We start from the raw sequence: 25,918 nt of genomic DNA, 5'->3' as shown, positions 1-25,918 counted from the left end.
TTGATCTCGGTTGACCGCATGCGTGCAAGCTATGCCGCGTTTCGCTCCCACTTCGGGCCAGATCAATTGAGGGCACTAGATGGGACGGCGCTGCTCAATGCCATGCATACTCACGGCAACAAGGAAAGCTTAGTCTACTGGCTTGAGTTCAAGAACGACGACGAGTTTCCCGGTCCAGCGTTTGGTAGCATTGCTGGAGGAAGTGCCCACAGTTCGGCCTTTTTCGACGCAAGGAAACTCAAGAGTGGGTGGTCGGCTCTCCCAAGAACGATAAGAACATCTCTGAATTGGACGCTATAAATATAGCGCGTAAGCATCGCGACCAGCTTCTCTTAGGTGTCGATTTGCTCGAGGCGTTGTCAGTTAGGGCGGACGATAATGCCTACATTGCTTTGCAAGCGGCATTAGAAAAGCAAGCGCCAGATATCTGCAGATTGGCTTGGTCGCACAAATACTGGAGTTTGCTATTCCCTGAAAAACTTGATGACTACCACAATGAGCGATGGCAGCGATACAATCTACTGCGGATCCTTGAAATTCCACCTGCGCACGATGGTCTCTACGTCTGCGCAGGGCGATTCGTGCAGCTCGCGGCGAAGATGGGTTGGCCGATAAACCATCTCACCAGCGTGCTCAACGAGCGAAACGGTCAGCCTGTGCGCTATTGGCGTGTTGGCACTCGCTTGGGCAGCGGAGAAGGGGACTTCATTTGGCCTGCAATGCTGGATGGCGAATATGCAGCAATTGGTTGGCCGGGCCTCGGAGATTTGTCATCGATTGCCACAGGTGACCAGGTGAAGGAAGCCGCGCGTGCCAAGTTGGAGAAAGAATATCCAAAAGACCCCGCGAGGATGTCGCGCGAAGCTGGCGAGATCCGTAATTTCATTTCGAGTATGCAGGATGGCGATGTCCTGCTCGCCGCCAACGGTGAACGAGTTTTAGGCGTTGGCCGGGTAACTGGTCCGTATCGCTACGAAAACACAGCGCCCGCTGATGCACCACACCGCCGCCCTACGATGTGGAGTTCGACTGAAGAATGGAAGCTACCCAAGTCCGAAGGTCTGCGTACCACGGTCTTTCCGATTGGCAAGAATCCGGAAAACATCGTCGAGATCGAACGGCGGCTGCTCGAAGGTGACACGACCCCCGCGCCTAAGCCCAGTCAAAACACGCCTACCCACGCTCTTCGGCTTGAAGGTATTCCCGGGCGCATACAAGCGATACTCGAGCGCAAAGGCCAAGCAATCGTCTATGGCCCGCCAGGAACAGGAAAGACGTACTGGGCACGTCAAACTGCGCTAGACTTGGCGGCAATTGGAGCTTTTGGACGGCAATTTGTGCAATTGGCCGTTGGCGAGCGTGCCGTGGTTAAAGGAACGGACCAAAAAGAAGGATTGGTACGCTGGTGCACCTTCCACCCGTCATATGGATACGAAGATTTTATCGAGGGATTTCGTCCTCAAACTGACGTAGCCAAACAACTTGTTTTTGTACGATGGGCTGGCATCTTGAAGAAGCTCTGCGAAGATGCCCGCAGCGATTCCGCGCAGAGAAAGTACTTCCTTGTCGTGGATGAGATCAATCGAGGCGATATCCCTCGCATTTTTGGTGAACTACTAACACTCCTAGAAAAGGACAAGCGCAGCTTAGAGGTAACTCTGCCGCTCTCGGGTGATCGCTTTGCGGTACCGCCGAATGTTCATGTACTCGGAACGATGAACACAGCCGACCGTTCCATTGCTTTGCTGGATACTGCACTACGCCGCCGGTTTGGTTTCGTGGAGCTAATGCCGGACATTTCAGTACTCGGTGTAGCCTCGGCCGGTGGCAGCATTCCTCTGGGCCTATGGCTCGCTGCGTTGAATGATCGCTTACGCGTTCATCTCGGCCGCGACGCACGAAACCTACAAATCGGCCACGCCTACCTCTTGGAGAATGGCCACCCGGTGACGGATTTTACGCGGTTCGTGCAGATCCTTGCTGAGGACATCGTTCCGTTGCTGGAGGAGTATTGTTACGAGGACTATGGTGCGCTCGCGCAGATTTTAGGTTCTGGATTGGTGGACGAGGCAGGGCAGCGCATCCGGCACGAGCTTTTTGGTCCGGCTAGGAGAGGGGAGTTAGTCCAGGCTCTGCTTGAGCCCGCACCAGACATCGTAACCGCCTCCTCCGCGACGGATGCGGCTGAAGAGCCAGAGGAACCAGAGGAGTCTGCTGACGCCGAGGAGCCTGAGGCTTGACGCTGGTCAACCTTCGAGAATGGGAGACTCGGCGTCCAGAGCCCGACAACGTCCTTTTTGAACGGTCGCTAGTTGCCAATCCCGCCGGACGGCGGTTGGCTGAAGAACTTACAAAAACCGGGCGAATGGAGGTTTTGGAACTCAGCCGCGGCCTCGAACTGCGTGCGACATCCTTTGTCGGCCGCTTCGTCCTCGGCGAGTTAACAGTAACCGTTCATCCGAAAATCTCAGATGCACCTTTGCTGAACCTCTTTCGCTATGCTTACGGCTTGCGGGACCTGGAACTTTACGGTGCCGCGGATTTCGCTTCGTCGCAATGGACTTTCCAAGACTTGCTTGTGCAGCAGCTCGCAGCAGAAGCCACCGAATTGCTTGGGCGCGGTATCCATCGCGAATACGAATGCAGCCGCAGCAAGCTCAAAAGTCCACGTGGTCGCATCGATTTTGCGCGCTATTTGGAGACCATCGGTCGCACCCAGACGACGCTGCCGTGCGTTTATCATCCGAGAAGTGAAGACACCTTGCTTAATCGCGCGCTACTCGGCGGACTGAATTTTGCCGCTGGTCTTGCTACCGACGGAGAATTAAAGGCGCACGTTAGGCGGATGGGCAAGATGTTGGGTGCTACAGTTACTGCGCAGCCAATCAATCGTTCAACTCTGGCCGAAGCGCTGGGGGCGATAGACCGCCGGACCTCCGCATATAGGCCCGCATTTACGATCATAGAGTTACTGCTTGGTGACCTGGGTGTGGCGCTTGGCGACCAAGGTACTCAAGTTAGCCTGAGAGGCTTTTTGTTTGACATGAACCGCTTTTTTCAGGCCCTTATTTCGAGGTTTCTGCGCGAGCATCTAAGCGACGTAGAAGTTCAAGACGAATTTCGTCTCAAGGGAATGTTCAAGTATGTTCCAGGGCAGAATCCACTTTATCGCCGGGAGCCAATTCTACGGCCCGACTTTGTTATCAAGCATCGCGGGCAGATGCTGGCAGTTCTCGACGCAAAATACCGAGATTTATGGGTGACTTCATTGCCGCGGGATATGCTCTACCAATTGGCGCTCTACGCTCTCGGTCGTGTTAGCGGCGAGCGGCTATCTGCGATAATCTACCCCGCAGTCGATGATACCGCTCGCGAGCAGCAGATCGCTATTCAAGAGCCCGTTTATGGAGTACCCCAAGCTAGGATAGCATTGCGACCGTTAAATTTGCTCAAGCTAGACCAGCTACTCCGCGGCGGGTTGGCGTCACAATCCCAACGGGTGACGTTCGCAAAACAGCTCGCCTTCGGCTAAAGCCAGGGCGCATCTAACGCTTCTTGCGACCGTCAATTGATTTTCTTGGTGGGCGCCTGCAACCAGACGGTTATGAGCGGTCTGACCCCACAAAACTGTTTTGCATCGCCGCAGAGCGGCGGCCTCCTCTCGTTTGTTAGACAAAGCTGGGCCATTGAGCGTCTAGCCTAAGTCACTGTCTCTCCAGAACAAATTTGAGCCTGAAAATCTCGGATGTGAGGGATCCAGAGGCCGTCAATGGTCCACGCGGGCTGATCGGGCACTCGAATTTGTTACTCGATTCCGGGCAATGACAATCACGAGATTTTCGCGCGTCCTCAGAATGCAAAATCAAGTGGAAGGAGCCGTTATACCCGAGTAGCGCAGCGTGCGACTCTGCTACTATGAATTGAGTGACCGGCTTGTGCTAGCGGGGGGATCGGTGAGCGCAGTCTTTTCGGAACGTCTCGCGCCCTTGCGCGCTAGGTTGCAAGGCCAGCGACCAGTCATTCGACCTGTCTCGCGGGTTAGGTTCGAGCTAACTGACAAATCCGCATTTGAAGTTTGCATCGACCTCAGCCTCAAATGGATGACGGGACGCGCGCAAGCCAAACTACCAGCCGCAGCCTGGCGCGGAGAGAGCTTTGACGTAACAGATGTATTGGGAGCCAACCCAACGAAGGCGGTGCGCATATCGGCTTCGGACGGCGACATTTGGGCGGCTAGGCTTGACTTTCCGGACCCGGAAAACCCGCGCACCTGGGTAACCGAATTCTTTGCGGAACACCGCAAAGGTCATTTGTCCCGGTTTGGTACGCAGCTGACGTGCGTAGTACGAGGCGAAAGCCCACCCTTCGACTTTACACGGCCAACGTTGGTTCGACACATCCTCGACGACCTTTCCGCCGAGGCAGATGGTTGGCAACTCACGAACTCAGCACTCAAGATCGAAGCCAGCGATGTGTTGGACTTTGTAAACCTCCTATATCTTCCAAATCGGCGGCTTCCCGTTATCGCGATTTCCGAAGGCGTAGAAGGGACAACTCACGTAGCGCCGAACGAGTTAGCGCAAGCAATAGCAGGCGCGGCTCACATCGTACACTTGTCCACTGAGGCTTCATGGGAGCTGACGCGGATCGTGACCAAACGCATGTCAGCCTTTAATGGAGCCGTCCGAATGTACGCTCCGGGGCTGAAAGAAGACGAAGAGGATCCCTATCAACATCCCTTGTGGTTACTGCGGCCAGAGGACAACGGTGCTTTTACGAAGTCGCTAGCATCGCGCGTACTCCCATACGCTTTCTTGACCTCAACTGAAGTGGACGACTTTCCCCGTTTTGCTGCTCTGCGCGAAGCTGCCGCAAAGCAGGAACTGCGGCAACGGCCCGCCCAAAACAAGAATGAGCAGATCCAAGTTGAAGTCGAACTGCTAAAACTAGAGCTTGAAGGGTTGGAAGATGACCGAGACGCTTGGCAGGCCCTCGCGCAAGATGAAGAGACAAAGCGAATAGCTTCGGAGGCAGAGCTAGAACGTCTGAAGGATGAGAATCGCCGCCTTGAAGCTAAGGCTGCGGCGCTTGAACACAGCTTGAATAGTTCTGCGTCTGATGCAGTCTCAGTCGCCGCGAGCCCACGTACGCTTACATCGTACGACGATCTCGAAGAGTGGGCTGAAGAAGTTCTTGGCGAGAAGATATATATTCATCAGGCAGCGTTACGGGATTGCAAGAAAAATGGGCACGACAACATGCTCGTACGCATAAGTGCCGCACTCATTGTGATTCGCGATTACGTGGTTCCCGCACGGCTGTCTGGGGGCCTGGAGCGTTACAACATAGCAAAATCGAAGCTCACAGAGCTGGGAATGGAAGATTCGCCTTGCTTTGTGAACCGAGACGACGCGAAGCGAACAACAGGCTACTCAGTGCAATATGAAGGCACAACGCAGTATCTGTATGAGCACATCAAGTATGGAAATGGATACGACAATTCCAACCAAATCAGAATTTACTATTTCTGGGACGAGCAAAAGTCACGATTTGTAATTGGCAAGATGCCTTCGCACTTGCGCAACAACCTAACAAATTAAGGGGATCGGATTTCACTAGATCCTCAGATGTACTTTGGTGAATGTGACGAAGTGAAGTTGCGCTAGCCGCGAAGCCCGCCGCCATCAATCGACGCAGTTCAGCAGTGCGTGTAATACTTTGGGGGTTGGATCAGCCGACGCCTTATTTCTTCCGGTTGGTGCAAATTCGACATCTGCAGTTATGGTCATGAGTGTCATAAATGTGTGGGGCCAATTGCCAGGGATACCGGCGAGGCTTCTTTGGCTTGGGTCCAGGTCGTGGCGGCTTATTCAGCCGGTTAAAATAACGGTCGCATCCGTAGCGGATCAGCGTGTCGTTTGCACTCAACCGAAGCGCCCATCTGTAGTACTCCCTGCGCCACTTTTTAGGCAGTCGCACGGGATCAGCGCGCCGTCTTATCGTTGATTGATCGTCGTCGCGACAGCGTAGGCTCGTGAAGCAAACCTCTGAAGTTGGGATTAGCTAATAGTCCACTTGTCGAACACATTTGGCTCGTGCACAACCGTTCGTCGAGCGGCCCGCAAAAGTGAAGAGCAGACTTTATGGCATTGCATCCAAATTTTCCTGAGTCGCCTTACGAAATACTTGCCCCGGAAGTTCGCTGGTTTCCTGCCGCTGAAGAGCTTCGCAGCACGGCATACGAAAAGCTGTTGCCACCGTTAGTTGCCAAAGTCCGGGAAGAGGTCAGGGCATGGAGAGATACTGGGTACGTCGGCGCTTCGAATACATCCCGTGCATTGTTGACATGGTGGTTTGAGACCGATCACCTTGTGGAACAGGCTGACGGCACGCAAATGCAATTCCGTTATTACTTTGCTCAGCGGGAAGCCGTCGAAACGGTGATCTGGCTGTACGATGTGCGAGGTGCGCGCGACAAATACGATCTTCTGCGCTTTGATGCCTCAGGAGCGGTTTCAGCCAATATGTTCGATGAGGACTGGCCGCGCTTCGTGGTCAAAATGGCTACCGGCGCAGGAAAGACGAAGGTGCTGTCGCTGCTAATTGCGTGGTGTTATTTCCACAAGACCTACGAGTCTAAATCGAACCTTGCGCGCAACTTCCTACTCGTAGCTCCCAATATCATTGTACTGGATCGGCTACGCGCAGACTTTGATGGGCTTCGCATTTTCTTCAATGACCCTATTCTGCCGGACAATGGCCACGCAGGACAGAATTGGCGGGACGACTTCCAAATCGCGCTCCATATTCAAGATGATGTCCGCATTGTGCGCCCGACTGGGAATATCTTTCTCACAAACATCCACAGGGTCTATCTTGGTGAGGTGCCGGAACCATCGCTGGAGGATGATGACCTTCGTGAATACTTCCTTGCGCCGTTTGGCTCGAAGCCCGTCGGTAAGACGAATGATAGCGGTACCGACCTCGGAGAGATCGTGCGAGAGATTGATGAATTAGCCGTCTTCAACGACGAGGCGCACCACATCCATGATCCCAGCATGGCTTGGTTTCAGAGCATCCAAGATATTCACCACCGTTTGCTGCAAAAAGACTTGCGGTTAGCCATTCAGGTAGATGTTACGGCCACGCCGCGCCACGACAATGGCGCGATCTTTGTTCAAACCGTAAGTGATTACCCCCTCGTTGAAGCTATCGCTCAGAACGTTGTAAAACACCCGGTGCTGCCGGATGCGGCCAGCCGAGCCAAGCTTGCAGAGCATAAGAGTCCTCTCATCACGGAGCGATACGCCGACTATCTGCAGTTAGGCATCGAGGAATGGCGCAAATGCTATGCTGAACACGAGAAGCTAGGCAAAAAGGCGGTCCTTTTTGTAATGGTTGACGACACTAAAAATTGCGATGAAGTCGGCTCGTATCTGCAAAAGATGTGCGCTGAGCTGCAGGGGGCAGTCTTGGTGATCCACACCAAGAACAACGGAGAGATTTCCGAGGCAGGTTCTGGGAAGAAAAAGGATGAACTCGATCTCCTGCGCGAGCAGTCAAACCAGATCGACAGCTGGAACTCGCCATACAAGGCGATTGTTTCGGTGCTTATGCTGAAGGAGGGTTGGGACGTTCGAAACGTAACCACCGTCGTGGGCCTTCGTGCGTTTGCTGCCAAAAGCAATATCCTGCCGGAGCAAACGCTCGGGCGCGGTCTGCGCAGGATGTATTTCGGCAGTGATCAGCGCGAGACAGTCGCTGTTATGGGCACTCCTGCCTTTATGGATTTCGTTGAAACAATTCAAAACGAAGGGGTGACTTTCGAGCGCGTTGCGATGGGCGGAGCGGCTGGACGAGAGCGACAGGACTCTTTGGTTGTGGAAGTCGAAACAGAAGCTGCGGACAAGGACATAGACGCTTTAGATATCGCGCTACCACGGCTCACCCGCCGTTTTAACCGCGAGTTCAAGGACCTCGGTGAGCTTGACCCCGCTTCGCTTGGAAACCAAAAACTCCCGGTCAAGCCGTTCACGCCCGAGCAGACCCGCGAAATTGTCTTTAAGACCATGTTGGACTCGGAGGCTGCGGTCGGCGGTATCATCGGGGCCGCGGCCACCTACCTGATCTTTGACGGCTTCACCGCCTCGACCATGGGCGCAAGCTTCAGCCAGGTGGTGTTCAACTTCCAGCTCAGTCCGCGCCTGATCGGCCAGGGCCTGCTGCTCGCGCTCGTGGTGGGCCTGCTCGGCGGACTGTTTCCCGCACTCCGCGCCGCCCGCATGCCGATCGTCGCCGGACTCTACGGCTGATTGCTCCGCGACTTGATCCAGTGCGAGGAATTCTCAATAGCCAAGCGCACTCCCGTGGCAAAAATTACAAAGCCATGTCAGTGACATACGAGTTTGCGGGTTTATTCTGAATGGCGCACCATTCCACTTCAGCGCCACGTTTGATCAAGCGATAGCCTCCGCTTGGTTCATATTGTCGTCAATCCTCTCGCCTAGTGTCGCTTCTGCTCCGAGACACACGGATCGAGGGAATAGTCCGACGCTTGCAAAGGGGACGACCATGGATGTCGACAAGGCCACTGCCGTGATTTCCGCCGCCGGCATCGAGCTTACCGATCGGCGCCGGAACGGTGCGGATGATGGCTGGTCCCTCAGTTTCTCCAACGGCGCCATCCTGGAAGTCAGGGACAATGGGGAAGTCTCCGCCTCCGGCAAGGGGGCCGAGGCGGTCGCCAGCCTTCTCGATCTTCCCAAATAGCCTGCCCAAGTCACTTGCCCAAGCAGCGGGCTGAAGCCGTGACCTGAAGGTCGGCCAACCGCCGAGCGGCGCGAGCCTTCACTTCTCCGGCTGGTATCCGTCGGTAAGCGTCCCGAGAAAGGCGACGACATCGTCGATCTCGGCCGGGCTCAATGCTGGCGCATCACCGGCCTTGCGGTCGAACGGCGGGTCCGTGGAGACGTTGGCCTTCGCCGTTTCGGGCAGATCGTCATATTTGTCGATGCTGCCGTCGGCCTTGCGTGGGTACCAACGCTCGGGCTGGGTTTCCCTCTCGACATAGAACCGCACGGCGTCGCTCAGTGAATGCATGGCGCCGTTATGAAAGAAGGTCTGGCGCAGCGCGACATTGCGCAGCGTCGGCGTACGGAAGAGGCCGCAATAGTCCTCGCGCTTCAGGAAATCCGTGCGCAGGGGCCCACACAGGCCGAGGTCGAAATAAGCCGGGTCCATGTTGGCGGGAATGTCGCGATTGCGCGGCACGGCGAGCGCGATCAGCCCGTAATCGGTGAACTGAGGCGGCGTGCCGTCATTGCCCCGCTGGCTGACATGGCAGGACGCGCAATTGCCCTTGTTCGGCGCTTTGAACAGCTCAAGCCCGCGCGCTTCCTGGGACGTAAGCTCGGCCTTGCCGGCCAGCACCGCGTCATATTTGCTCGAATAGGGATAGAAGGTCCGATAGTCCTGCTGGTACACCTCAAGCGCCTTGAGGGCCGTCTTGTAGACTGTGGCGGCATCGGCAGTCGATTTGGCCCCGGCAATTGCCGCGATCTCCCTGCCATGGCCCGCGGCGAGCACCCGGCGCGCCACATCGGCCTCGTCCCGATTGCCCATCTCGAGATCCGAGAGCAGCGGAATCCTGGCCTGGTCGGCGCCACGATCAACCCGCCCATCCCAGGTGAGGCCCCCGGTCGGACCATTGTCGATGCTTTCGTCGGCCTCGTCCTCGGAATCATGGAAATGCTCGGTGAAGGGCGGTACCACTTGCAGATATTTCAAGGAGGGGACGGCCCGCGTCCCCGGCTGGCGCATGTCGCCGCCTCCCAGTTGCACCGCGAGGGCATTGGGCGGGCCGAAACCGTGGGCGGGATCGTGGCAGGATGAACAGGCAAGCTTGCCCGATCCCGAAAGAGACGGATCGAAAAAGAGCGACTTGCCGAGCGCGCCGAGCCGCTCGGCCTGCCGACGTACCTCGGCCCGCGACATCCCCTGTCCGGCATGGCCGGCAACAATGGTCAGAGCCGGCAGGACAATCGCCGATGCGAAGACCCAATGTTTAATCCGCATGTTGCAAACCGAGCCTATGGCTGAGCACCATCATCGCGATCCGAACATGCCTTCGGTGGTCGTCGTGGCCATGACGAAGACCGAATAGAGAATGATAGCAACGAACAAGTGAGTGCAGGAGAATTGAATGCGAACGAAATCGGCGGTCGTACTTTGTGGATTGAGTCTCTTCGTCGGCGCGATCGGCCCGGCGATGGCCGCCGGAAGCAATACGGGTCCCAAGGCCCATTCGGGCGATGATGCCGCCGGCGATCTGACCCTGATCGACACGGTGGTGGTGATCTATGCGGAGAACCGTAGCTTCGACAATCTCTATGGCAGTTTCCCGGGCGCGAATGGCGTGTCCAAGGCGCCCTTGTGGACGCGCATCCAACGCGATCGCGACGGCAAGGCGTTTCGCGAATTGCCGCCGGTTTGGGAAGGCCTGACCGCCAAGGGCGTGACGCCGCCGGTCACTCAGGCCGAGACCGAGCATCTGCCCAATCGACCCTTCCGCGCGGATGATCCGAAGGGTTTCAACCTCAGCTACGGCACCATCACGCGCGACCTCTGGCATCGCTTTTACCAGAACCAGATGCAGATCAACGGCGGGCGCAACGACAGGTTCGTCGCCCATGCCGACTCGGGCGCCCTGGTGATGAGCCTGTGGGACGGATCGAAAACGGCGATGTGGAAGGTGGCCCAGAAATACGTGCTGGCCGACAATTTCTTCATGGGCGGCTTCGGTGGCTCCTTCTTCAACCACCAATGGCTGATCTGCGCCTGCGCGCCCTATTATCCGAAAGCCGACACCGATCCTGCCAAACCGTCGATCTCGGTTGTCGAGCCCGACGGCGTGACATTGAAGGAAGCCGCCAACTCGCCGAAATCAGCGATGGACGGCATTCCGAAGTATGTCAGCGACGGCAATCTCACCCCCGATTTCTATGCGGTGAATACCATGCAGCCGCCCTATCAGCCGAGTGGCAACGACCCGGCGAAGGACGGCGACAAGGCGTATGCCGATCCGGCCAAGCCGACGACGCTGCCGCCACAGCTTGAGCCGACCATAGGCGATTTGCTCAGCCTCAAGCATATCACCTGGGCCTGGTACGGCGGGGCCTGGCAGGACACGCTCGACCATGGCTACAAGTCGCCGGTGCCGAACTTCCAGTTTCACCACCAGCCTTTCAACTACTATGCGAGCTTCGCCCCCGGCACCGCGGCCCGCGCCGAGCACCTGCGCGACGGTGGCCTCGCGGGCACCGAGTTCATCCAGGCGATCGACGGCGGCAAGCTGCCGCAGGTCTCCTTCTACAAGCCGCAGGGCGATCTCAACGAGCATTCAGGCTATGCCGACATCCAGTCCGGCGACGCCCATATCGCCGATGTGATCGCGCATCTCGAAAAGAGCCCGCAGTGGCCGCATATGCTGGTCGTCGTCACCTATGACGAGAATGGCGGCCTGTGGGATCATGTCGCGCCGCCCAAGGGCGACCGCTGGGGCCCCGGCTCGCGCATCCCGGCGATCATCGTCTCTCCCTACGCGCGCCGCGGCTATGTCGACCACACGCCGATGGACACGACCTCGATCCTGCGCTTCATCACGCGCCGTTTCGAGCTACCGACCCTGCATGGCGTCACTGTGCGTGACGCTGCGATCGCCGCTCACAAGCAGAGTCCGCTCGGCGACCTGACCAGCGCTGTTGTGCTCAAGGGCAAGTAAAGCGGCGGTGGAGCGACCGTCCGCAAATCCTGCCGCGTCTCCTCCACATATGACCTACACCGCCAGGGCGAGGAAGTGCTCCACTTCCTCGCCTCGGCGCGTTTGGCGCGCGATGCGCGCTTACCGTAATCCCGCACGTCAGGGCCGCACCTCGCCGCTACGCGACAGCGACACAAGCAAGGCGCCCGCCGCCGTCGCCGCCGCGAGATAACCAACCGCGCCGAACGGGCCGAAGCCGTCGACCAGAATGCCGCCAACGACTGCGCCGACCGTGATCGCGACCTGGAAGGCCGAGACAAGCAGGCCACCGGCAGATTCGGCTTCGTCCGATGCGACCCGCACCATCCATGTCTGGAAGCCAACCGGGAGCACGCCAAAGGCAAAGCCCCAGAGGCCAACCGCGACGCCCGAGACGAGGCCCGAGCTGCCAAAAACAACAAGCACCAGCGCGAGCATGGCGATGGCTGCAGATCCAGTGACGATCGCTATTTTCGCGCTGCGGACGACAAGCGTGCCGCCCGCGAAATTGCCGAGGAAGCCGCCCACGCCATAAGCCAGCAGGACGAGTGAAATCGTCGTGACCGGAAGCTTTGGCACTTGCTCGAGGAAATGGCGGACGTAAGTGAAACCGGCGAAATGGCCCGAGATACAGATGGCGACTGCGATCATCACGAGCCGGACACTTGGCCGACGCATCAATACAAAAAGCGTGCGCACATCCGGTGACGTGAGCGGCGGCAAGCGCGGCAGCGTCAGCACCTGAAAGGCCAGCACGATGGCGCCGACCACAGCGGCAAGCAAAAACACGTTCCGCCACCCCCAGAGATCGCCAAGATATGCCCCGATCGGCGCAGCGCTGACTGTGGCAATCGATACGCCGCTGAAGATCAGTGAGATCGCGCGCGGCAGCGCGTCCGCCGGGACAAGCCGCATCGCGGTGGCCGTTGCCATCGCCCAAAAGCCGCTGAGACTGATGCCGAGCAACGTGCGGGCGAACAAAAGTATCGTCAGGTTGCTTGCGGTCGCCGACAGCAGATTGGACACGATCAACAGCACCGTCAGCGACCACAGGACGACGCGGCGATCCATGGCGCGTGTCACGATGGCAGTTGCAAGCCCGGCGACGATCCCGACAAGGGACGTTGCCGTCACCACCTGCCCGGCAGCGCCGACCGAGACACCGAGATCGGCGGCGATCGGCGTGAGCAGGCTGGCAGGCAGGAACTCGGCCGTGACCTGGCTGAACGCGCCCAGCATCAAGGAGACGACAGCCGCCCACGCCGATGCAGTCGGCGCATTGGTTATTGGAGAAACATCGGCAGCAAGTGCGGCATTGGCGGAATCGGACATGATCGTCTCCAGAGGGAACGCCATAGATGGACGTGACCGTTTGGAGTTTCCATGCTAGGAAACCCGAAATGCTTGATAATTCGTCCAAAGATACCGCAACGCACCCCCTCACCGAGATGCTCCGGGGGCTGAAGCTCGAGGGCGTGGATTACGCGCGCTGCCGCATGACGGCCCCGTGGGGTCTGTTATTTCCGGCGCAGCCAAAGGCCCAATTCCACTTCGTCGCGGGACGAGGTTGCTGGCTGCGAACTCCCGACGGCACGTGGGTCCCTCTTGAAGAAGGTGATGCGGTCTTGCTGCCGCGCGGCGCCGAACACGCATTGGCGAGTTCGCCTGATGCCTTCCCCGCGCCCGTGGAGCATTGCCGCTTCGAGCCGGTTTGCTGCGGCATCCGCGACACCTGCAGCGACGGCAATAGGGATGGCGAAGAAACCGTGCTGTTCGGTGCCGGTATGACCTTCAACCTCGACAGTCAGCATCCCCTGCTTCTGATGATGCCCGAGCTGATGCAGATGCACGAACTCGCCACCGACGAGCCCGCCATCCCGCATTTGCTCGAGGCCATGACCGCCGAACTCGCGCTGGATCGCGTCGGTGCGGGTGGAATGCTGACGCGGCTGGCCGATGTCGTTGCCGCGGCGCTGATCCGCAACTGGGTGGAGAAAGGCTGCGGCTCCGAAGGTTGGGTCGCGGCAGCGCGCGACCCGGGTATCGGGCGCGTTCTCGCCGCGATCCATCGCGATCCGACCGGGGATTGGACGGTCGAGGCGCTGGCGGACGTCATGCATGCGTCTCGCTCGGCATTTGCGTTGCGCTTCGCCAATGTGGTCGGCCAAACACCTGCCCGTTACGTGGCGCGGTTGCGGATGCAGGAAGCAAAGCAGTGGCTGCTGCGCGACCGCTTGAAGATCGCGGTCGTCGCACGTCGGCTTGGATATGAATCGGAGGCAGCGTTCAGTCGTGCCTTCAAGCGCATCATCGGCGCGCCGCCAAGCTATTTTCGCGCGACACCGATTGCGGCTGACCGCGGGGAACGGTCGGGTCCGACAGATCGTCCATCTGACAATTGAATGCGATCCGGGCTTCGTCTCGTGAGTGCCGCGAACTGAAGCGGGCCTTACTCCTTATCGACCTCTATTCGCAGGCAATGTTCGCACCGGAAGACCGAGATCTTGCGGCGCAGTCCCATCGCTCCCAACGTGCTGACATGGGTCATGGTGCGACGGCACCCTTCGCAAGGCCGCTCTGGTCGTTTCGCCTCGGATATGTCCATGGGCAATGATCGGCGGTGCGGGATCGGGTCCGGACAATGAAATACCCCGGTGATGGCATAAATCGCATGACCGCGTTCTGCGGTCTGAGCACAATTGCTCGCTTCAAAAACACTCAATCCACACCTGCGGCACTGTAATCCCCGCTGGACCGCGAACAGTGCGTCCGGTGTTAACGAGGCTTCTACCGACAAAACGCCCGACGTTGCGCATGCCAAGTATATGTCTCGGCCACGGAGGGACAGCGGCCGGAGAAAGGGCCCTGTCGGACGAGTCGGTCAAAATGGAAAGTGAGTAAGACAATATTAAGATACTCCGGTTAGCTTGTATCCTGCGGGGAGTTCGTCCGGACCTCTGATTTTATAGGAGAATCCGGGGAAGCAGACCCGAATGTAAGAGAACCAGCCATCGGAGACAATCAATGCTCGGGACCGAATTGAGGGCTTGGCGTAAGCGTCACGGTATGACCCAGGAGACGCTTCGTGTTGAGCTCGGCGTTTCCCGCCAAACGATCGTAGTGTGGGAGCAGATGGAAACGCCGCTCCCCCGGCTGACTGAACTGGCGCTGGTGGCGCTTGATCAGGTGCCGGAGTGCCGGACCGCGACAGGTCACCGCTACACCGCTGCGGAGCTCCCCGCTGTCCGGGAGAACGTAAGGATGCGGACCTAATTTGATGTCCTTGTCCGGGATCAGCCAGCTTGCCCGTGACGCGATTGCCCGTATGCTCCCAATCAGGGAGGGCCGGGGAATGGCGAGGAAGGCGGCTGGCTACGATGCCGGCGAGAAAGACACTGTCGAGTATCTCACAAAGTTATTTGAAGCGGCGAAGTTTGAGATTCAGCGAGAAATGGACCTCGGGGACCGTCCACGTTTCGATCTGGTCGTAAGTCGAGAGGAGCTAGGGCGCTACCGCAAATTCGTCGTGGAGCTTGTCTTGGTACAGGATGCACGAGGACTTGTTGATAAATATGAGCAGCTTGTCAGCTATTCCCGGTCTCGGAAAGTTCAAGACATCGACGAATACTGGCTTGTGTCGAACCTGTCGCTGCCAGATCGGCCGAGGATTCACAGGAGTCGCTTTCCGAACGTGCGGGCCTTCACCGTCAAAGAACTCGAACGCATGCTTGCACGGCTCTCGCCCAAGCGTTCCGCCCCCAAAGGGAAGGCCAAGACGAAGATTGGCAAGGCCATCGAGGCGAACGAGAAAGAAATTGTGCTCGCCATCGAGGGTCTGATGCTTCAGGTCAATGACAAGCTGGCGAAGCTCCGAGACGAGCGTCCGAATGACCCGGATGCCGTCAAGAAAAAGGATGACGCAATAGCGGAGTTTGAGGACATGCGCGCCGAATTGGAGCGCATCAAGGTCGCCGTCCAACAACTCAAAAAGAACGAGGTGAAGGAAAAGGACGTGGTTCAGACCGTTACGACATTCAAGGATACGATTGGCAAATGGTGGAATAAGAACCACGACGCGATCTGCTCGACCGCATCCAATAGCGCGCTCTTCCTGACTGCTACTGGTCTACTTCACGCCATCGGTGCCGACAGCACCGCCGCGCTCACCATTGCCGGTTCTCTGATAGGCGGGGAGACGGTGGCAAAGGCGCTAAAGGCGCTGCCGAGATCACTGTTTAAGAAAGAGCACTAGGGCTTCGTTTTTTGTTCTCAGTGGCGACAATGATGCAGGAGCCGCAATGTGTGAAGGCTGACATTGCGAGCTGAACATTTGTCATCGCCTTTTCGTCCTTGGCGCTTTGTGCTGAAAGTGCTGCATAGGCGGCGCGGAGTTCTACCATCGCATCGTTGACTTCCGGCCCGTCAATTTTATGGGCAACTGCGTTGCGCAGCCGATTGGCTTTCTTCAGGACTTCCCAGGTAGCCGTGTCAACTTCCGGCGGCTTCAATCCCTCGCATTGGACGATCTTCTCGTAGAAGGTATCCGCAGCCTTCTGTCCATGCGCTTCGATCAGCTCCGCCAAAGATTGCTCGACGCTGACGTGATATTTGAGAACCGTGACGATGAAGTCGTCAAGCTTCTTTATGCGCTCAGTGAGATTTTTGTTGCTCTCGACCAAGCGCGGATCGTTAGTGTCCATTGCTCTCCCCCCTGTCGTTATGGAGAGAGAATAGCAGGAGTGGCGTATGGCAACCACGGGCCAGATATCGACCTGTGCAAGTATGCCTCGCCTGAGGGGTTCACGGTCGGCAGCCGACACGCGCGATCTGCCACGACCGCAGACAGGCCGGAGAGATTCGAAGAATAATCCCCTACCCCCTACCCCCCACCTTCCTCCCACGCCCCAGCGCAAACTGCCCCACTGGCCCCTCGACATAAAATTCCAGCCCCGTCATTCTTGCAAACAGCTCGATGTTGCCAGTGCCGATGGCGCAGCCATCGAGGCCCATGTCGGTCGCGGCCAGGTAGAACGTCTGGATCAGGCAGCCTGTGTCTTTCAGGATCAGCGAATAGGCGATCGAAGAGTATTTCCAGGAGATCCGCCCGAAGCGCGCGGCGATCGTGATCAGGACTTGCGGCGGGCCGGATGCGTCCATGGCAAACTCGGCGGCCATCGCGAGTCCCTGGAGTTGCTGGGTGGAGGTCTCGATCGCGACCAGGGCGTGGCCGCCGGCGTCGTAGTGATACAGGCCGCGCGCGAGCCCCTCGCAGTTCGAGACGTTGAGGTACAACTCCAGCTCATACGCGCTGCCGGCCGCCGGATACGGCCTCGAGCTGTAGGTGACCTCCGGGCCACCATCGGCATCTCCGCCGCTCTTCCATTCCGACAGCACGCGGGCGGTGGTGTCGAGAAACTGCGCGAGCTCGGCGAGCGTGACCGGATGCTGGTCGTCGAAATCCCGTGTCGAATGGCGCGCGCGTAGCAGCGTCGCGAAGGGCGACGCCGGCTGCTCTGGCGTGGCGAATTTGCGCAGGGAGATCGTCTTGCCGGGCCAGGGCGGACGCACCGCGGGCAGCGGCGGAATAACGCCCGCATGCGCGTAGGTACCGCCAACCGGATTGGCATGCCGCCCCTCCGTGCTCCGCGCGTGAAACACGAGATCGTGGAAATCCCAGAGAGCGAGATTGCGGTCGCGTTCGTTCGCCGCGCGGCCGTCTCTGTCTTTCGCATCGAGCCTGATCAGCATCTCGCTGTCGAGCAGCAATCCGAGAAGATCGGGGTTCAGGGAGGCCATCTGCTTGCGAAGCTTGCTGATCTTTTGCGGCTGCGACAGGGTAGCCAGCGTGGCGGCGATGGCGGGATCGCAAATCCGGAACAGCGCGCCGGCGCGCGGCGATTCCAGCACCATCTCGTTGCCGCGCCGGCGCAGATAAGCGAAGCGCGACAACACGATCGTATCGCTGCTCGACAGCTTTGCGCGTTGCGGCCAGTAGTCGGCAATTTGTGGTTCGATGACCACCAAATCCTGCGCGTCACGGGGAGAGAACAGGCGATAGTCGAGCAGCCCATGCTGTGCCAGTCGCCGCAGCAGAGCATGGACCTGCCGCGCGAGGGCGCTCTTGCCGGCAAGGGAGGCGAGCGGCAGGCCGGTGGCGAGATGCCCTGCGCGCGCGATTGCTGCGGTGCTGAATTGTCCGAGGCTGACCGAATAGTCGTTCGAGACCGCGGCAATGCTTCCGTCGGCCTGCATGTGAAGGGAGAAGCGGCCGTTCAGTCGGGCGGCGATGATTGGCGCGATTGTCCTGCTCGGCTTTTTCCGGGGAGCGCGCAACGAGGCCAGCCTTCAGGTGTGTGGCAGGAACGGAGTCAGTTCGCTTTCGAGTCGCGGGCGATCCAAGAGCCCAAGCTTCACCGGGACATCGTAAAGCCGGCCCGGACCGAAGCGGCGATAGAAATGCCGCAAGCCCGGGACGAGCACCCTGACCACGGGCACCTCGACGTCGGGGCGCGTCTGGTCGAGCACGAGGAAATCGTAACCTGCGCGAGTTGCGATCTCGACGCAGGCATTGACCTGGTCGCGCGTGTTGTCCGCAACTGTGATGCCAGGCGCGGGCGGGATAATCGGATTGTCGCTCGGGATCAGGAACGGATAATCGTCCAGCCGCAGCGGCGTGACACCGTCAAGCGACGACTTCTCGCCGCTTCCGCCGCCCATCATCCCGATCGACATGAACTGGGTCAGTTCAGTGAGCGAACGCAAAAGCGCGATGCGGCGATCGAAATGCGAACCGGAGCCGAACTCGATGTTTTCGTGTCCGTTCTGCATCCAGTGCATGATCGCAACGTAGGAGGGAATGCCGAGATCGCTGGTGATGTCGAGCACCCAGAGCCGGCGCCCCGCATCGGCAAACTGGCTCTGGAGATCCCGCACATAGGAATCCTCGAATTGGGTGAGATCGAGTTCGGCACGCCGCACGCGGTTGTACCACCAGATCGCGTAGGCATCGCGTTCGACCAGCTCGAGGAAGCCTTGAACGATGGCCTCCTCGCGGGTGTTGCCGGCCGCGCATCCGTTCGAATCCGTGTGGAAGCCGCCATAGAAGAAATACAGCAAGCCGGTCGGAAGATACTTGAAACGCTTGTCGCGCAGCGACCAGACCGGCGACCACTCGGTTTTGGTCGCGGGGTCGAACGGCTCGGGAACCGGATGTGAATCGTCCGGCAGCGGGACATGCCTGTTTTGAAACTGCGCATCGCTGAAGAACTGGATGTCGTTGGGAAGAAGCGCGTCACCGGGCGCGAAATCGGCAAAGCGGCGCGTCGTCCTGATCTCGTCACCCTGGAAAATGCCCGAATAGCGCTCGATCGACTCCATCAGCGCACTGGCCTCGCCCTGCTCGGCCGTGGAGCCCTTGCCGAAGCTGCCGCCGCTCAGGCCGGACCTGAGCTGGTCGATGTTCCAGGCCGGTGCAGAGAAATTGTGGTGCGCGAAAAAATTGGTGTTCATCGGCAGGTCGGCCTCGATCCGCTCGAGCCGCGACACCACGCCGGTCAGCGGACTGACGTGTTTGCGGAACCGCGCCACGGTGGCTCGCGACGTCACGGTGCGGTATCCGCCGCTGGTCATGACGAGCTTCCTGCCCTCGGCAAGCTCGATCGGCACCGCTGCCCGTCGCGGATTCCGGAGCTTCCTGCTGCCGCAGGTCGCGCATTGCGGACGCTTCGCGACGTAGTGCTTGGCGATGGCAGCCCCGGTCAGGTCGAAGCTTGCGACGTGATCGCTGAGATCGGTGCGGAATCCGGAGGCGATCGCCTTCGCGATTTCAACGGCGGCGAAGTGGATCGCGGTTTCGCCGACGGTGTCACTGACCAGCGGCGATGTTGCGACCGCTTGCGCCGCGCCACGATCGAGAAATCCCTTGATCTCGCGATTGCGGATCATGCGATCGTGTAGGCAGGTCCAGCAGGCGCTCTCGCCCGGCCTGAACACAGGTCCCACCAGCGGAAACACGCCGGATGGCTGGACCAGCAGCCAGGGTGTCCCGTTGGCGACGCGCTCCCCGTTCACCTCAGCGAGTTGCCGTTCGAGGTAGTCGTTCACCAGCGTGATGATGAGCCTGGGCGATCGCCTGGTGATGTGAACCCCGAGCTTGCCCAACGCCGCGCTCAGCTCGCCCGCGCCTTTGACATCGATCGATTCGACCCGCACAGGCCAATTGCGCAGGTTCTCTTCGGCGATCTCCGGAGGCAGGCCGAGGCTTGCCCAATAACCATCAACGGCGCCGGCGTAGGCGTGCGATGCTGCGCTGACGACGTAGCGGCGCTCCAGCAGCCGCCGGATCGCTTCCTCGATCTCGGTGACAGGAAAACGCTTCGAGAGCTGGCGGATGATCTCCGGCGCAGTCGTGCCGTTCTTTCCGATTGCGCTTGCCACGGCGCAATAGAGATCGCCGTGCAGGAAGAACTTGCGGTTCTCGGAATAGAGACAGACCGCATTGGGCGGAAGCAGATAGGCGGTGAAGTTTGGTGCGAATCGCAAAATGTCCTTGCGGGTCTGCTTCGCAGCGCTGCTCTTTCGCTTGACTGTCATCGGGTCAGCACGCAGATCCTGTTGCCGTCATGTCCGATTGCCGGCGCACGACGGGCACTTGGCGCGGCCCGATCTGTGCGCCGAGTCCGACCGGCCTTCGAATAAGTTGGAACACACTCGCTCGCCATCGGCAAGCCGAGCAGCCGGGTGAAACGAACCCCGTGGCGAGAACAGCAAATTGGCCGGGTCGTTAGCGAACCCGGCCAATGAAATCGCGACCTGTCGATGTCCAGTCAAGAAGCGCCAGCGCCTAGCACCAGCGGCAGCGGCCCCACGATGCGCAGCACCCTGTGCATGCCACCGGCGCAACAACGGCGCAGCCAATGCCAACACCACAACCGACGCCGCAGCGGCAGGCCCTGCAGCCTGCGCAGCCTCGGCAGCCACCGCAACCTCTGCAGCCACGGCAACCGCCGCAGCCACCGCATCCGCGCGCGAGCAGCACGCCGCTGAAGGTTTTTTCATCGCCGGCGAGGTGGAAGGTGGCGAGGTTGACGTCGGCGAGTTCTTCCTCGCTAAGCGCGTTGAACTGGCCGGGCGTAAAATTCAGTTTTTGTTGAGGCTCGTCTGCCGGCACCGCGGACGCCATCGCGCTTCCCGCCAGCGAAAAAGTCAGTCCGGCGAATCCGAGCGCCGGTACTGCAGCTTTGGTCATTCGCTTCTTTTTCGAAGCTTGCTTCGGTCGCTGCATGGCCGCATCCTCCATGGGTCGAAGAACGATCTTCTACGATCATCGTACGCCGAGCAATCAACGCGAGCAAGATTCACGTGAACACGAAATGTAATGGCGCTCGTTCAGATTGCATTCATCTTCATGAATGGCATTGCCGCAAATTCTTGTCCAGATTCCCGTCCAGATTCGTGTCGATGTCACCGGGCTGCGGCGCATGATGCAGTGCGCAACCGTCTGTCCGTCCAAACGGGGAGACTAGCTTGGTCGATCAACTCGGATGCTTCGTTTGGTATGAGCTTCTGACGACGGATATGCCGTCGGCAGCAGCTTTTTACGCCGGGGTGGTTGGCTGGGCTGTGAAAGATGCCTCGAGCCCGGAACTGGCCTACACGCTGCTGACTGCAGGCGACACTCCGGTCGTCGGGCTGATGGATCTCCCCGAAGAAGGGGTGCGAATGGGAGCAACGCCGAGATGGCTTGGCTACGTCGCCGTCGATGACATGGATGCGCGGGTCGCGCAGGTCCGCCGGCTTGGGGGCGCGATCCTGGTCTCGCCGACCGATAGCAATATCGGCCGCATTGCCGTGGTCGCCGATCCGCAAGGCGCGAATTTTGCGCTGGTCGCCGGGCTGACATACGGCCAACCGCAACGGAGCGGGTTGGACCAGCCCGGGCGCGTCGGCTGGCACGAGTTGCTGGCTGAAGACCGAAGCAAGGTCTTTCCGTTTTACGGCAAGCTGCTCGGCTGGCAACAGGCCTCCACTGAGGCCGACCCGGCAAGCGTGTATGAATTGTTTTCGGTGGCCGGGCAGACGATCGGCGGCATGCTCACCAAGCTTCCGAGCGTATTGCAGGCGTGTTGGCTCCACTACTTCAATGTCGACGACGTCGGCGCGGCGGCCCGGCGGGTCCATGATGGCGGGGGCCGGGTTCTTCTGGAGCCGATCGAGTTGCCCGATGGTTGCTGGATCGTGCGTTGTGTCGATCCCCAGGGCGCCCTGTTTGCGCTGCAGGGGGCGTGGGATCAGAAGGGCATCGCGCGGTCCTCCGCCTCGGAGGTCACCTGGTCCGCCAAATGGGGTGACATTGCTTCAAAGGGCAGGATGGTGGTTCACAAGACGAAGCGCTAGGACGAGACGTTTCGCGGGTCGTCGTCCCGGCTATTTCAGGCCTATTTGTGAACGGGGAACCCTGCTTTTCAGCTCAGCCGCGCACGCCGTTTCCTGGCATTCCGCTTGCTCAGTCAGGGCCAAAGCCAGGCCTCAGCAGGGAGGCCGTTTCAGGTTGAGGCATGTGATGCAGGAAGTGTCCCGTTCTGGTGCGGATGGAGAGCTCCGGCTCGACGCGTTGATCGCCGATTTGTGGTGGCGCGTCCGGCTGCTCAACACCGACATTCTCGAGGAAGAGGCCCGCGCCGGGGTGTTCGACGCGCGAGAGCCGACCTATCCGCCGCTCGCAGCGAACCTTCGCGCGCGACGCGACAATCTGGTTGCGACGATCGGGGTGCTCGAGCGGCGTGCGGGATCGACGTCCGAAGCGGCTTGAGAGCCCGCCTCACATTGTCTTCAGAAATTCGACCAGCGCCCGCCGCTCTTGCGGCGTCAAAAGGCGCCCGATCACGCCGTCCTTTTCATTTTGCTTTGTCCCATCGCCGTTGAACTCGTGCCCGGAGTTGGTATTGCCACGAAGCCTCGTATCGAGCTCGAACCCGTTCTCCAACTTGTCATAGCGATATCCGACATTGACCGCGTCATATTCGCGGTTGCCCAGGTAGAATTTCGTCGGTCGCTCCGCGACGGGCGACAACAGGGCATATAGATTGGGCACCGAGCCGTTGTGCAGGTACGGCGGCGTTGCCCATATCCCGTCGAGCGGACGCGCCTTGTAGCCCAGCGGAGCCTGGATGCCGTTATCCCGGTATCCGTTCATCTCCTCGCGCTGTTCTGGCGCAACCGGTGGCGTCTGGCCGTCATACCAATGCTTGATGGTCTTTTCGGTGACTGCACCGAGCGCTTGGCCGAAACTGTCGGACGAAATATCGAGCTCCCGCGGAACCGTGACCTTGCGATCGAACATATCCTGGGCCTGCGCTCGGTCTGTGCCGATATGCGCGAACGGGACGATCTCGACGCGAAGATAACGCTCGCCTGGATAACGCTCCTCCGTCCGCTTGTCTGGCAGCGACCAGCGATCGGACTTCCAGAACTCGGCACTGCTCACCGGCGGCAGGTGGCATGCCTGACAGTGCTCCTTGTAGAGTGCCTCACCTTGCCCGGCGAGCTTCTTGTCGATCGGAGGGAGCTCGGAAGGCCATTGTGGTGACTTCAATCCGGTGAAGCCTGTACTTTCATTCGGCTGTTTCCCGGCCAACGATTTCTCGATCCTGTCCAGGTTCACAATTTCGACGCCTGAATTGAAAAGCCCGCCCTGCACGCTTGTCAGATTGATCATCGCGGACACGCCCATGGCTTCACCGACGTTACGCACCATGGGTTGTTCGATCGATGCGTTGTACTGGACCCAATCGAACCATGAGGCGTCCCAGATGCGCGGGAAATGCACGGGCGCCGATGTGGCGGCATAGTTGGCGGGAATCTTGAGATCGACCGCAAAGACCTCGTTGCCGATGCGGTTCAACGCGTCGAGTCTGCCGAACCCCTCGACGACACTTTGTGGAGCAACCACGGTGTCGAGATCGGCGAGCCCCTTGCCCTGCGCCAGGATCTTGTCGAGTTGCGCGAGCAACTGAGTCTTTTCCACTTCGCTTGGGTCTGCTCCGATCACCTTTTCGGCAAACCGGTCGAAGCGGAACGGAACGAAGCGCGTGAACGCCAGCGAGAGGCCAAGTGCGGTGCGGAACTTGCCGAGATCCGTAAGCGCCGGGCCGCCGTCGACCAGCAGTTCTGTCCCCTGGTAGGTGAAACGTCCGGTGTGGCACGCCGCGCAGGTCAGCCCGATCCGCGTCATGTCATTGTACGGGGCTCGTGGATTCTTCCAGGGCTTTGCGGTGGCGTCGACCATCGCCTTGCCGCGCGCCATGCCTATAGGCAATCCGAGCTTGGGATCCGACGGATCGGGAATGAATCCGAAACGATCGAGATAAGTGGGGTCGCTCAAAAGTCCCGCCGACCTCAGCGACAAGACCGGCTGTTCAAGGGCCATGAACCATTCGTAAGGGATGTGGAAAGTCGCCGTCCCCTGATCGGCGTGGTGAACCCATTCGCGCTTGTCCGTCCAGTTCTGGTCGAGCCAGCGGGTCTTCTGGGCGACCGGATACTCCGGCAACTTCACCATGATCCCGTCATAGACCTTGGAGACATAGGGGTAGCCCACCACTCCCGCGACCACGATGACCGCGGCAACAAGAACCGAGAAGAGCAGGGCCAGCGAGGCGACGATCGAATTCGGTTTCCACGCCATTTTGTTCTCCCTGGCAGGTTGTCGAAGAACTCAGCCTGAATCGGTCATGAGGCTGTGTCCGCCGGGGAGTCGGCAAAGGATCGCAGCGCGGCGATGCCCGGCAGGAAGAAGTACTCTCCGCCGCGTGTACTCACGAATGCCGGCAGATTGGGCAATCGACGCCGCGGCGCTCCGGCGCGCGGGATCGTGAAGCTTCCGCTTCCGTCATTGCCGCCGATCATCGGATCCTTGTCATTCCCGAGGCCAGCGAAGTCACCGTCGTTGATCCAGACCTTCTGAACGAATTCGAATTGACGCGCGATGTCGGCGTTCACCAGCAACATGATGGCGCCGCGCTCGGCGCCGTCATCGGCAGCCGCATCCGCAGGCAGGCGCGATCCGTAGGGCAAACCCTGGCGCAGCAGCCGATGCCGATGGACGGATGCGCCATTCGGGCCCGTCAGCCCCGAGCGCGGATTGAGGCGCCGCACATGTGCCCCCAACGGGCAGTTCATTCCCCGCAAGTCGTCGAGATACGTAAATTCATTATTTCGCTTCGGATCCGCGGCGAGCGCTGCGTCGTCCTGATCTGCTGTCAAGGCCAGCGGTGCGCCACTTTGCCAGCGTCCCATCAGCTTCGCCGCCAGCAGCGCGACGTCGGCTTCATTCGTGGCAGAGCGCCGCAGAAAATCCCGGAAGGCCCAGACATGTTGGTGTAACTTGCGCAACACCACGAAGGTGCCGTTGCCACTGAGACTTGTCGGGCTGGGCAAGTCAGGGACTGCACCGGTCTCATCGGGCCGCCCGAGCACGAACTCACCAGCCTTCAGGGCTCGCCAACCACCTGCCTCCGGAATGCCCGCGCCGGGCAGGACGGGCTCCCCACTGCCTTCGATGGCTGGTTGCGTAATTCCGTCACGAAAGCCGAAGTGCTCGATTGGAACAGGCCTGCCATCTTGCCCGGCCAATAGTTTCGCATCGATGGCACCTACGGCGGTCAAGCCGTTATCGCGCAAATCAGACAGCAATGCTGTCGAAGCGGTGTCGCGATCCGCGACCGTCATCGCACTCACCACGACGAGCGCGTGCACTCTTTCGTTGAACGGTGCGTCCCACCGCGTCGGTGCATTTTCGCCGACATCGCCGAGCCGATCAGCGCGCGCAGCCATTCCCTGCTGGAATTCCTGTGGGAAGCTCAGCAAGCTGGCTTCTGGTAGACCTATCGCCGACAGACCTTGCCACGAGAGGGCGACGTTGAAAGCCTGCGGCGAAGGCGATGCGTCCAGACCCGCCACACTGGTGCATCGCCCGGCGACACCGCTGAACCATCGCCGGGCTCGCGCCTGGTCGCTCACGTTCAGCAGATGATAGTGCGCAAACGGGAAGCGATACGGCCGCATCCCCATCCCCTGGATATCGTTCCGATCCAGGTCGCCGGCTGCGGATTGGGCAGCCAT

General features: G+C 59.5%; 19 protein-coding genes. 11 read left to right on the top strand and 8 right to left on the bottom strand.

The window, feature by feature from the left end; translation table 11 throughout:
• The first annotated feature begins 248 nt into the window (after positions 1 to 248).
• The 5 genes from V1280_RS26305 (at position 249) to V1280_RS26285 (ending at position 8,769) form a co-directional block, all read left to right on the top strand.
• Positions 249 to 2,240 carry an McrB family protein gene (locus V1280_RS26305; protein ID WP_334530900.1) on the top strand — a complete coding sequence of 664 codons (1,992 nt, stop codon included), beginning with the start codon at positions 249 to 251 and terminating at the stop codon, positions 2,238 to 2,240.
• Positions 2,237 to 3,532, top strand: coding sequence for an McrC family protein (locus V1280_RS26300; protein WP_334530897.1), 1,296 nt, complete (start codon positions 2,237 to 2,239; stop codon positions 3,530 to 3,532). Before V1280_RS26305 ends, V1280_RS26300 begins: the two co-directional genes overlap by 4 nt.
• 421 nt (positions 3,533 to 3,953) lie before the next feature.
• A complete protein-coding gene (locus V1280_RS26295) occupies positions 3,954 to 5,600 on the top strand; it encodes a hypothetical protein (protein ID WP_334530894.1) in 1,647 nt (548 codons plus the stop codon).
• Positions 5,601 to 6,143: 543 nt separating this feature from the next.
• Positions 6,144 to 8,312, top strand: coding sequence for a DEAD/DEAH box helicase (locus V1280_RS26290; protein WP_334530891.1), 2,169 nt, complete (start codon positions 6,144 to 6,146; stop codon positions 8,310 to 8,312).
• 259 nt (positions 8,313 to 8,571) lie between these two features.
• A complete protein-coding gene (locus V1280_RS26285) occupies positions 8,572 to 8,769 on the top strand; it encodes a hypothetical protein (protein ID WP_334530886.1) in 198 nt (65 codons plus the stop codon).
• A 78-nt stretch (positions 8,770 to 8,847) separates the two neighbouring features.
• Here V1280_RS26285 and V1280_RS26280 read toward each other — a convergent pair whose 3' ends face one another.
• Positions 8,848 to 10,074 (bottom strand): cytochrome-c peroxidase, encoded by a 1,227-nt coding sequence (locus tag V1280_RS26280; RefSeq protein ID WP_334530883.1) that lies wholly within the window; start codon positions 10,072 to 10,074, stop codon positions 8,848 to 8,850.
• A 127-nt stretch (positions 10,075 to 10,201) separates the two neighbouring features.
• On the opposite strand from V1280_RS26280, the gene V1280_RS26275 reads away from it, so the two are divergent.
• Complete coding sequence (locus tag V1280_RS26275) at positions 10,202 to 11,779, top strand: acid phosphatase (RefSeq protein WP_334530880.1); 1,578 nt, start codon at positions 10,202 to 10,204, stop codon at positions 11,777 to 11,779.
• A gap of 138 nt (positions 11,780 to 11,917) precedes the next feature.
• Here V1280_RS26275 and V1280_RS26270 read toward each other — a convergent pair whose 3' ends face one another.
• On the bottom strand, positions 11,918 to 13,129 hold the full coding sequence (locus tag V1280_RS26270; RefSeq protein WP_334530877.1) for an MFS transporter: 1,212 nt from the start codon (positions 13,127 to 13,129) through the stop codon (positions 11,918 to 11,920).
• A 68-nt stretch (positions 13,130 to 13,197) separates the two neighbouring features.
• Between V1280_RS26270 and V1280_RS26265 the strand changes: the two genes are divergently transcribed.
• The 3 genes from V1280_RS26265 to V1280_RS26260 all read left to right on the top strand — a co-directional run bounded on the left by V1280_RS26265 (position 13,198) and on the right by V1280_RS26260 (position 16,049).
• Complete coding sequence (locus V1280_RS26265; RefSeq protein ID WP_334538419.1) at positions 13,198 to 14,199, top strand: AraC family transcriptional regulator; 1,002 nt, start codon at positions 13,198 to 13,200, stop codon at positions 14,197 to 14,199.
• A gap of 622 nt (positions 14,200 to 14,821) precedes the next feature.
• The gene (locus V1280_RS46875) at positions 14,822 to 15,070 is read left to right on the top strand and encodes a helix-turn-helix transcriptional regulator (RefSeq protein ID WP_442895161.1); all 249 of its coding nucleotides are present in this window, start codon (positions 14,822 to 14,824) and stop codon (positions 15,068 to 15,070) included.
• A gap of 79 nt (positions 15,071 to 15,149) precedes the next feature.
• A complete protein-coding gene (locus V1280_RS26260; protein WP_334530874.1) occupies positions 15,150 to 16,049 on the top strand; it encodes a hypothetical protein in 900 nt (299 codons plus the stop codon).
• Here the strand turns inward: V1280_RS26260 and V1280_RS26255 are convergent.
• The 4 genes from V1280_RS26255 to V1280_RS26240 all read right to left on the bottom strand — a co-directional run bounded on the left by V1280_RS26255 (position 16,033) and on the right by V1280_RS26240 (position 21,080).
• On the bottom strand, positions 16,033 to 16,497 hold the full coding sequence (locus V1280_RS26255; protein WP_334530871.1) for a hypothetical protein: 465 nt from the start codon (positions 16,495 to 16,497) through the stop codon (positions 16,033 to 16,035). The two genes, V1280_RS26260 and V1280_RS26255, sit on opposite strands and share 17 nt — an antisense overlap.
• Positions 16,498 to 16,669: 172 nt before the next feature.
• Positions 16,670 to 18,049 (bottom strand): SagB/ThcOx family dehydrogenase, encoded by a 1,380-nt coding sequence (locus V1280_RS26250; RefSeq protein WP_442895250.1) that lies wholly within the window; start codon positions 18,047 to 18,049, stop codon positions 16,670 to 16,672.
• A 93-nt stretch (positions 18,050 to 18,142) separates the two neighbouring features.
• On the bottom strand, positions 18,143 to 20,389 hold the full coding sequence (locus V1280_RS26245; protein ID WP_334530865.1) for a TOMM precursor leader peptide-binding protein: 2,247 nt from the start codon (positions 20,387 to 20,389) through the stop codon (positions 18,143 to 18,145).
• A 250-nt stretch (positions 20,390 to 20,639) separates the two neighbouring features.
• Positions 20,640 to 21,080: a hypothetical protein gene (locus tag V1280_RS26240; protein WP_334530862.1), complete on the bottom strand. Its 441-nt coding sequence runs from the start codon at positions 21,078 to 21,080 to the stop codon at positions 20,640 to 20,642.
• Positions 21,081 to 21,322: 242 nt separating this feature from the next.
• Between V1280_RS26240 and V1280_RS26235 the strand changes: the two genes are divergently transcribed.
• Positions 21,323 to 22,192 carry a VOC family protein gene (locus V1280_RS26235; RefSeq protein ID WP_334530859.1) on the top strand — a complete coding sequence of 290 codons (870 nt, stop codon included), beginning with the start codon at positions 21,323 to 21,325 and terminating at the stop codon, positions 22,190 to 22,192.
• Positions 22,193 to 22,358: 166 nt separating this feature from the next.
• Complete coding sequence (locus tag V1280_RS26230; protein WP_148775685.1) at positions 22,359 to 22,607, top strand: hypothetical protein; 249 nt, start codon at positions 22,359 to 22,361, stop codon at positions 22,605 to 22,607.
• A 9-nt stretch (positions 22,608 to 22,616) separates the two neighbouring features.
• On the opposite strand, the gene V1280_RS26225 is transcribed toward V1280_RS26230, so the two are convergent.
• Together V1280_RS26225 and V1280_RS26220 are read right to left on the bottom strand one after the other, a co-directional pair.
• On the bottom strand, positions 22,617 to 24,482 hold the full coding sequence (locus tag V1280_RS26225) for a di-heme-cytochrome C peroxidase (protein ID WP_334530856.1): 1,866 nt from the start codon (positions 24,480 to 24,482) through the stop codon (positions 22,617 to 22,619).
• Between the two features lie 44 nt (positions 24,483 to 24,526).
• Positions 24,527 to 25,918 carry a Dyp-type peroxidase gene (locus V1280_RS26220; protein ID WP_334530853.1) on the bottom strand — a complete coding sequence of 464 codons (1,392 nt, stop codon included), beginning with the start codon at positions 25,916 to 25,918 and terminating at the stop codon, positions 24,527 to 24,529.

The sequence above is a fragment of the Bradyrhizobium sp. AZCC 2230 genome (assembly GCF_036924495.1).
GTDB classification, from domain to species: domain Bacteria; phylum Pseudomonadota; class Alphaproteobacteria; order Rhizobiales; family Xanthobacteraceae; genus Bradyrhizobium; species Bradyrhizobium rifense.
This window is presented reverse-complemented; position numbering and strand designations above follow the sequence as displayed.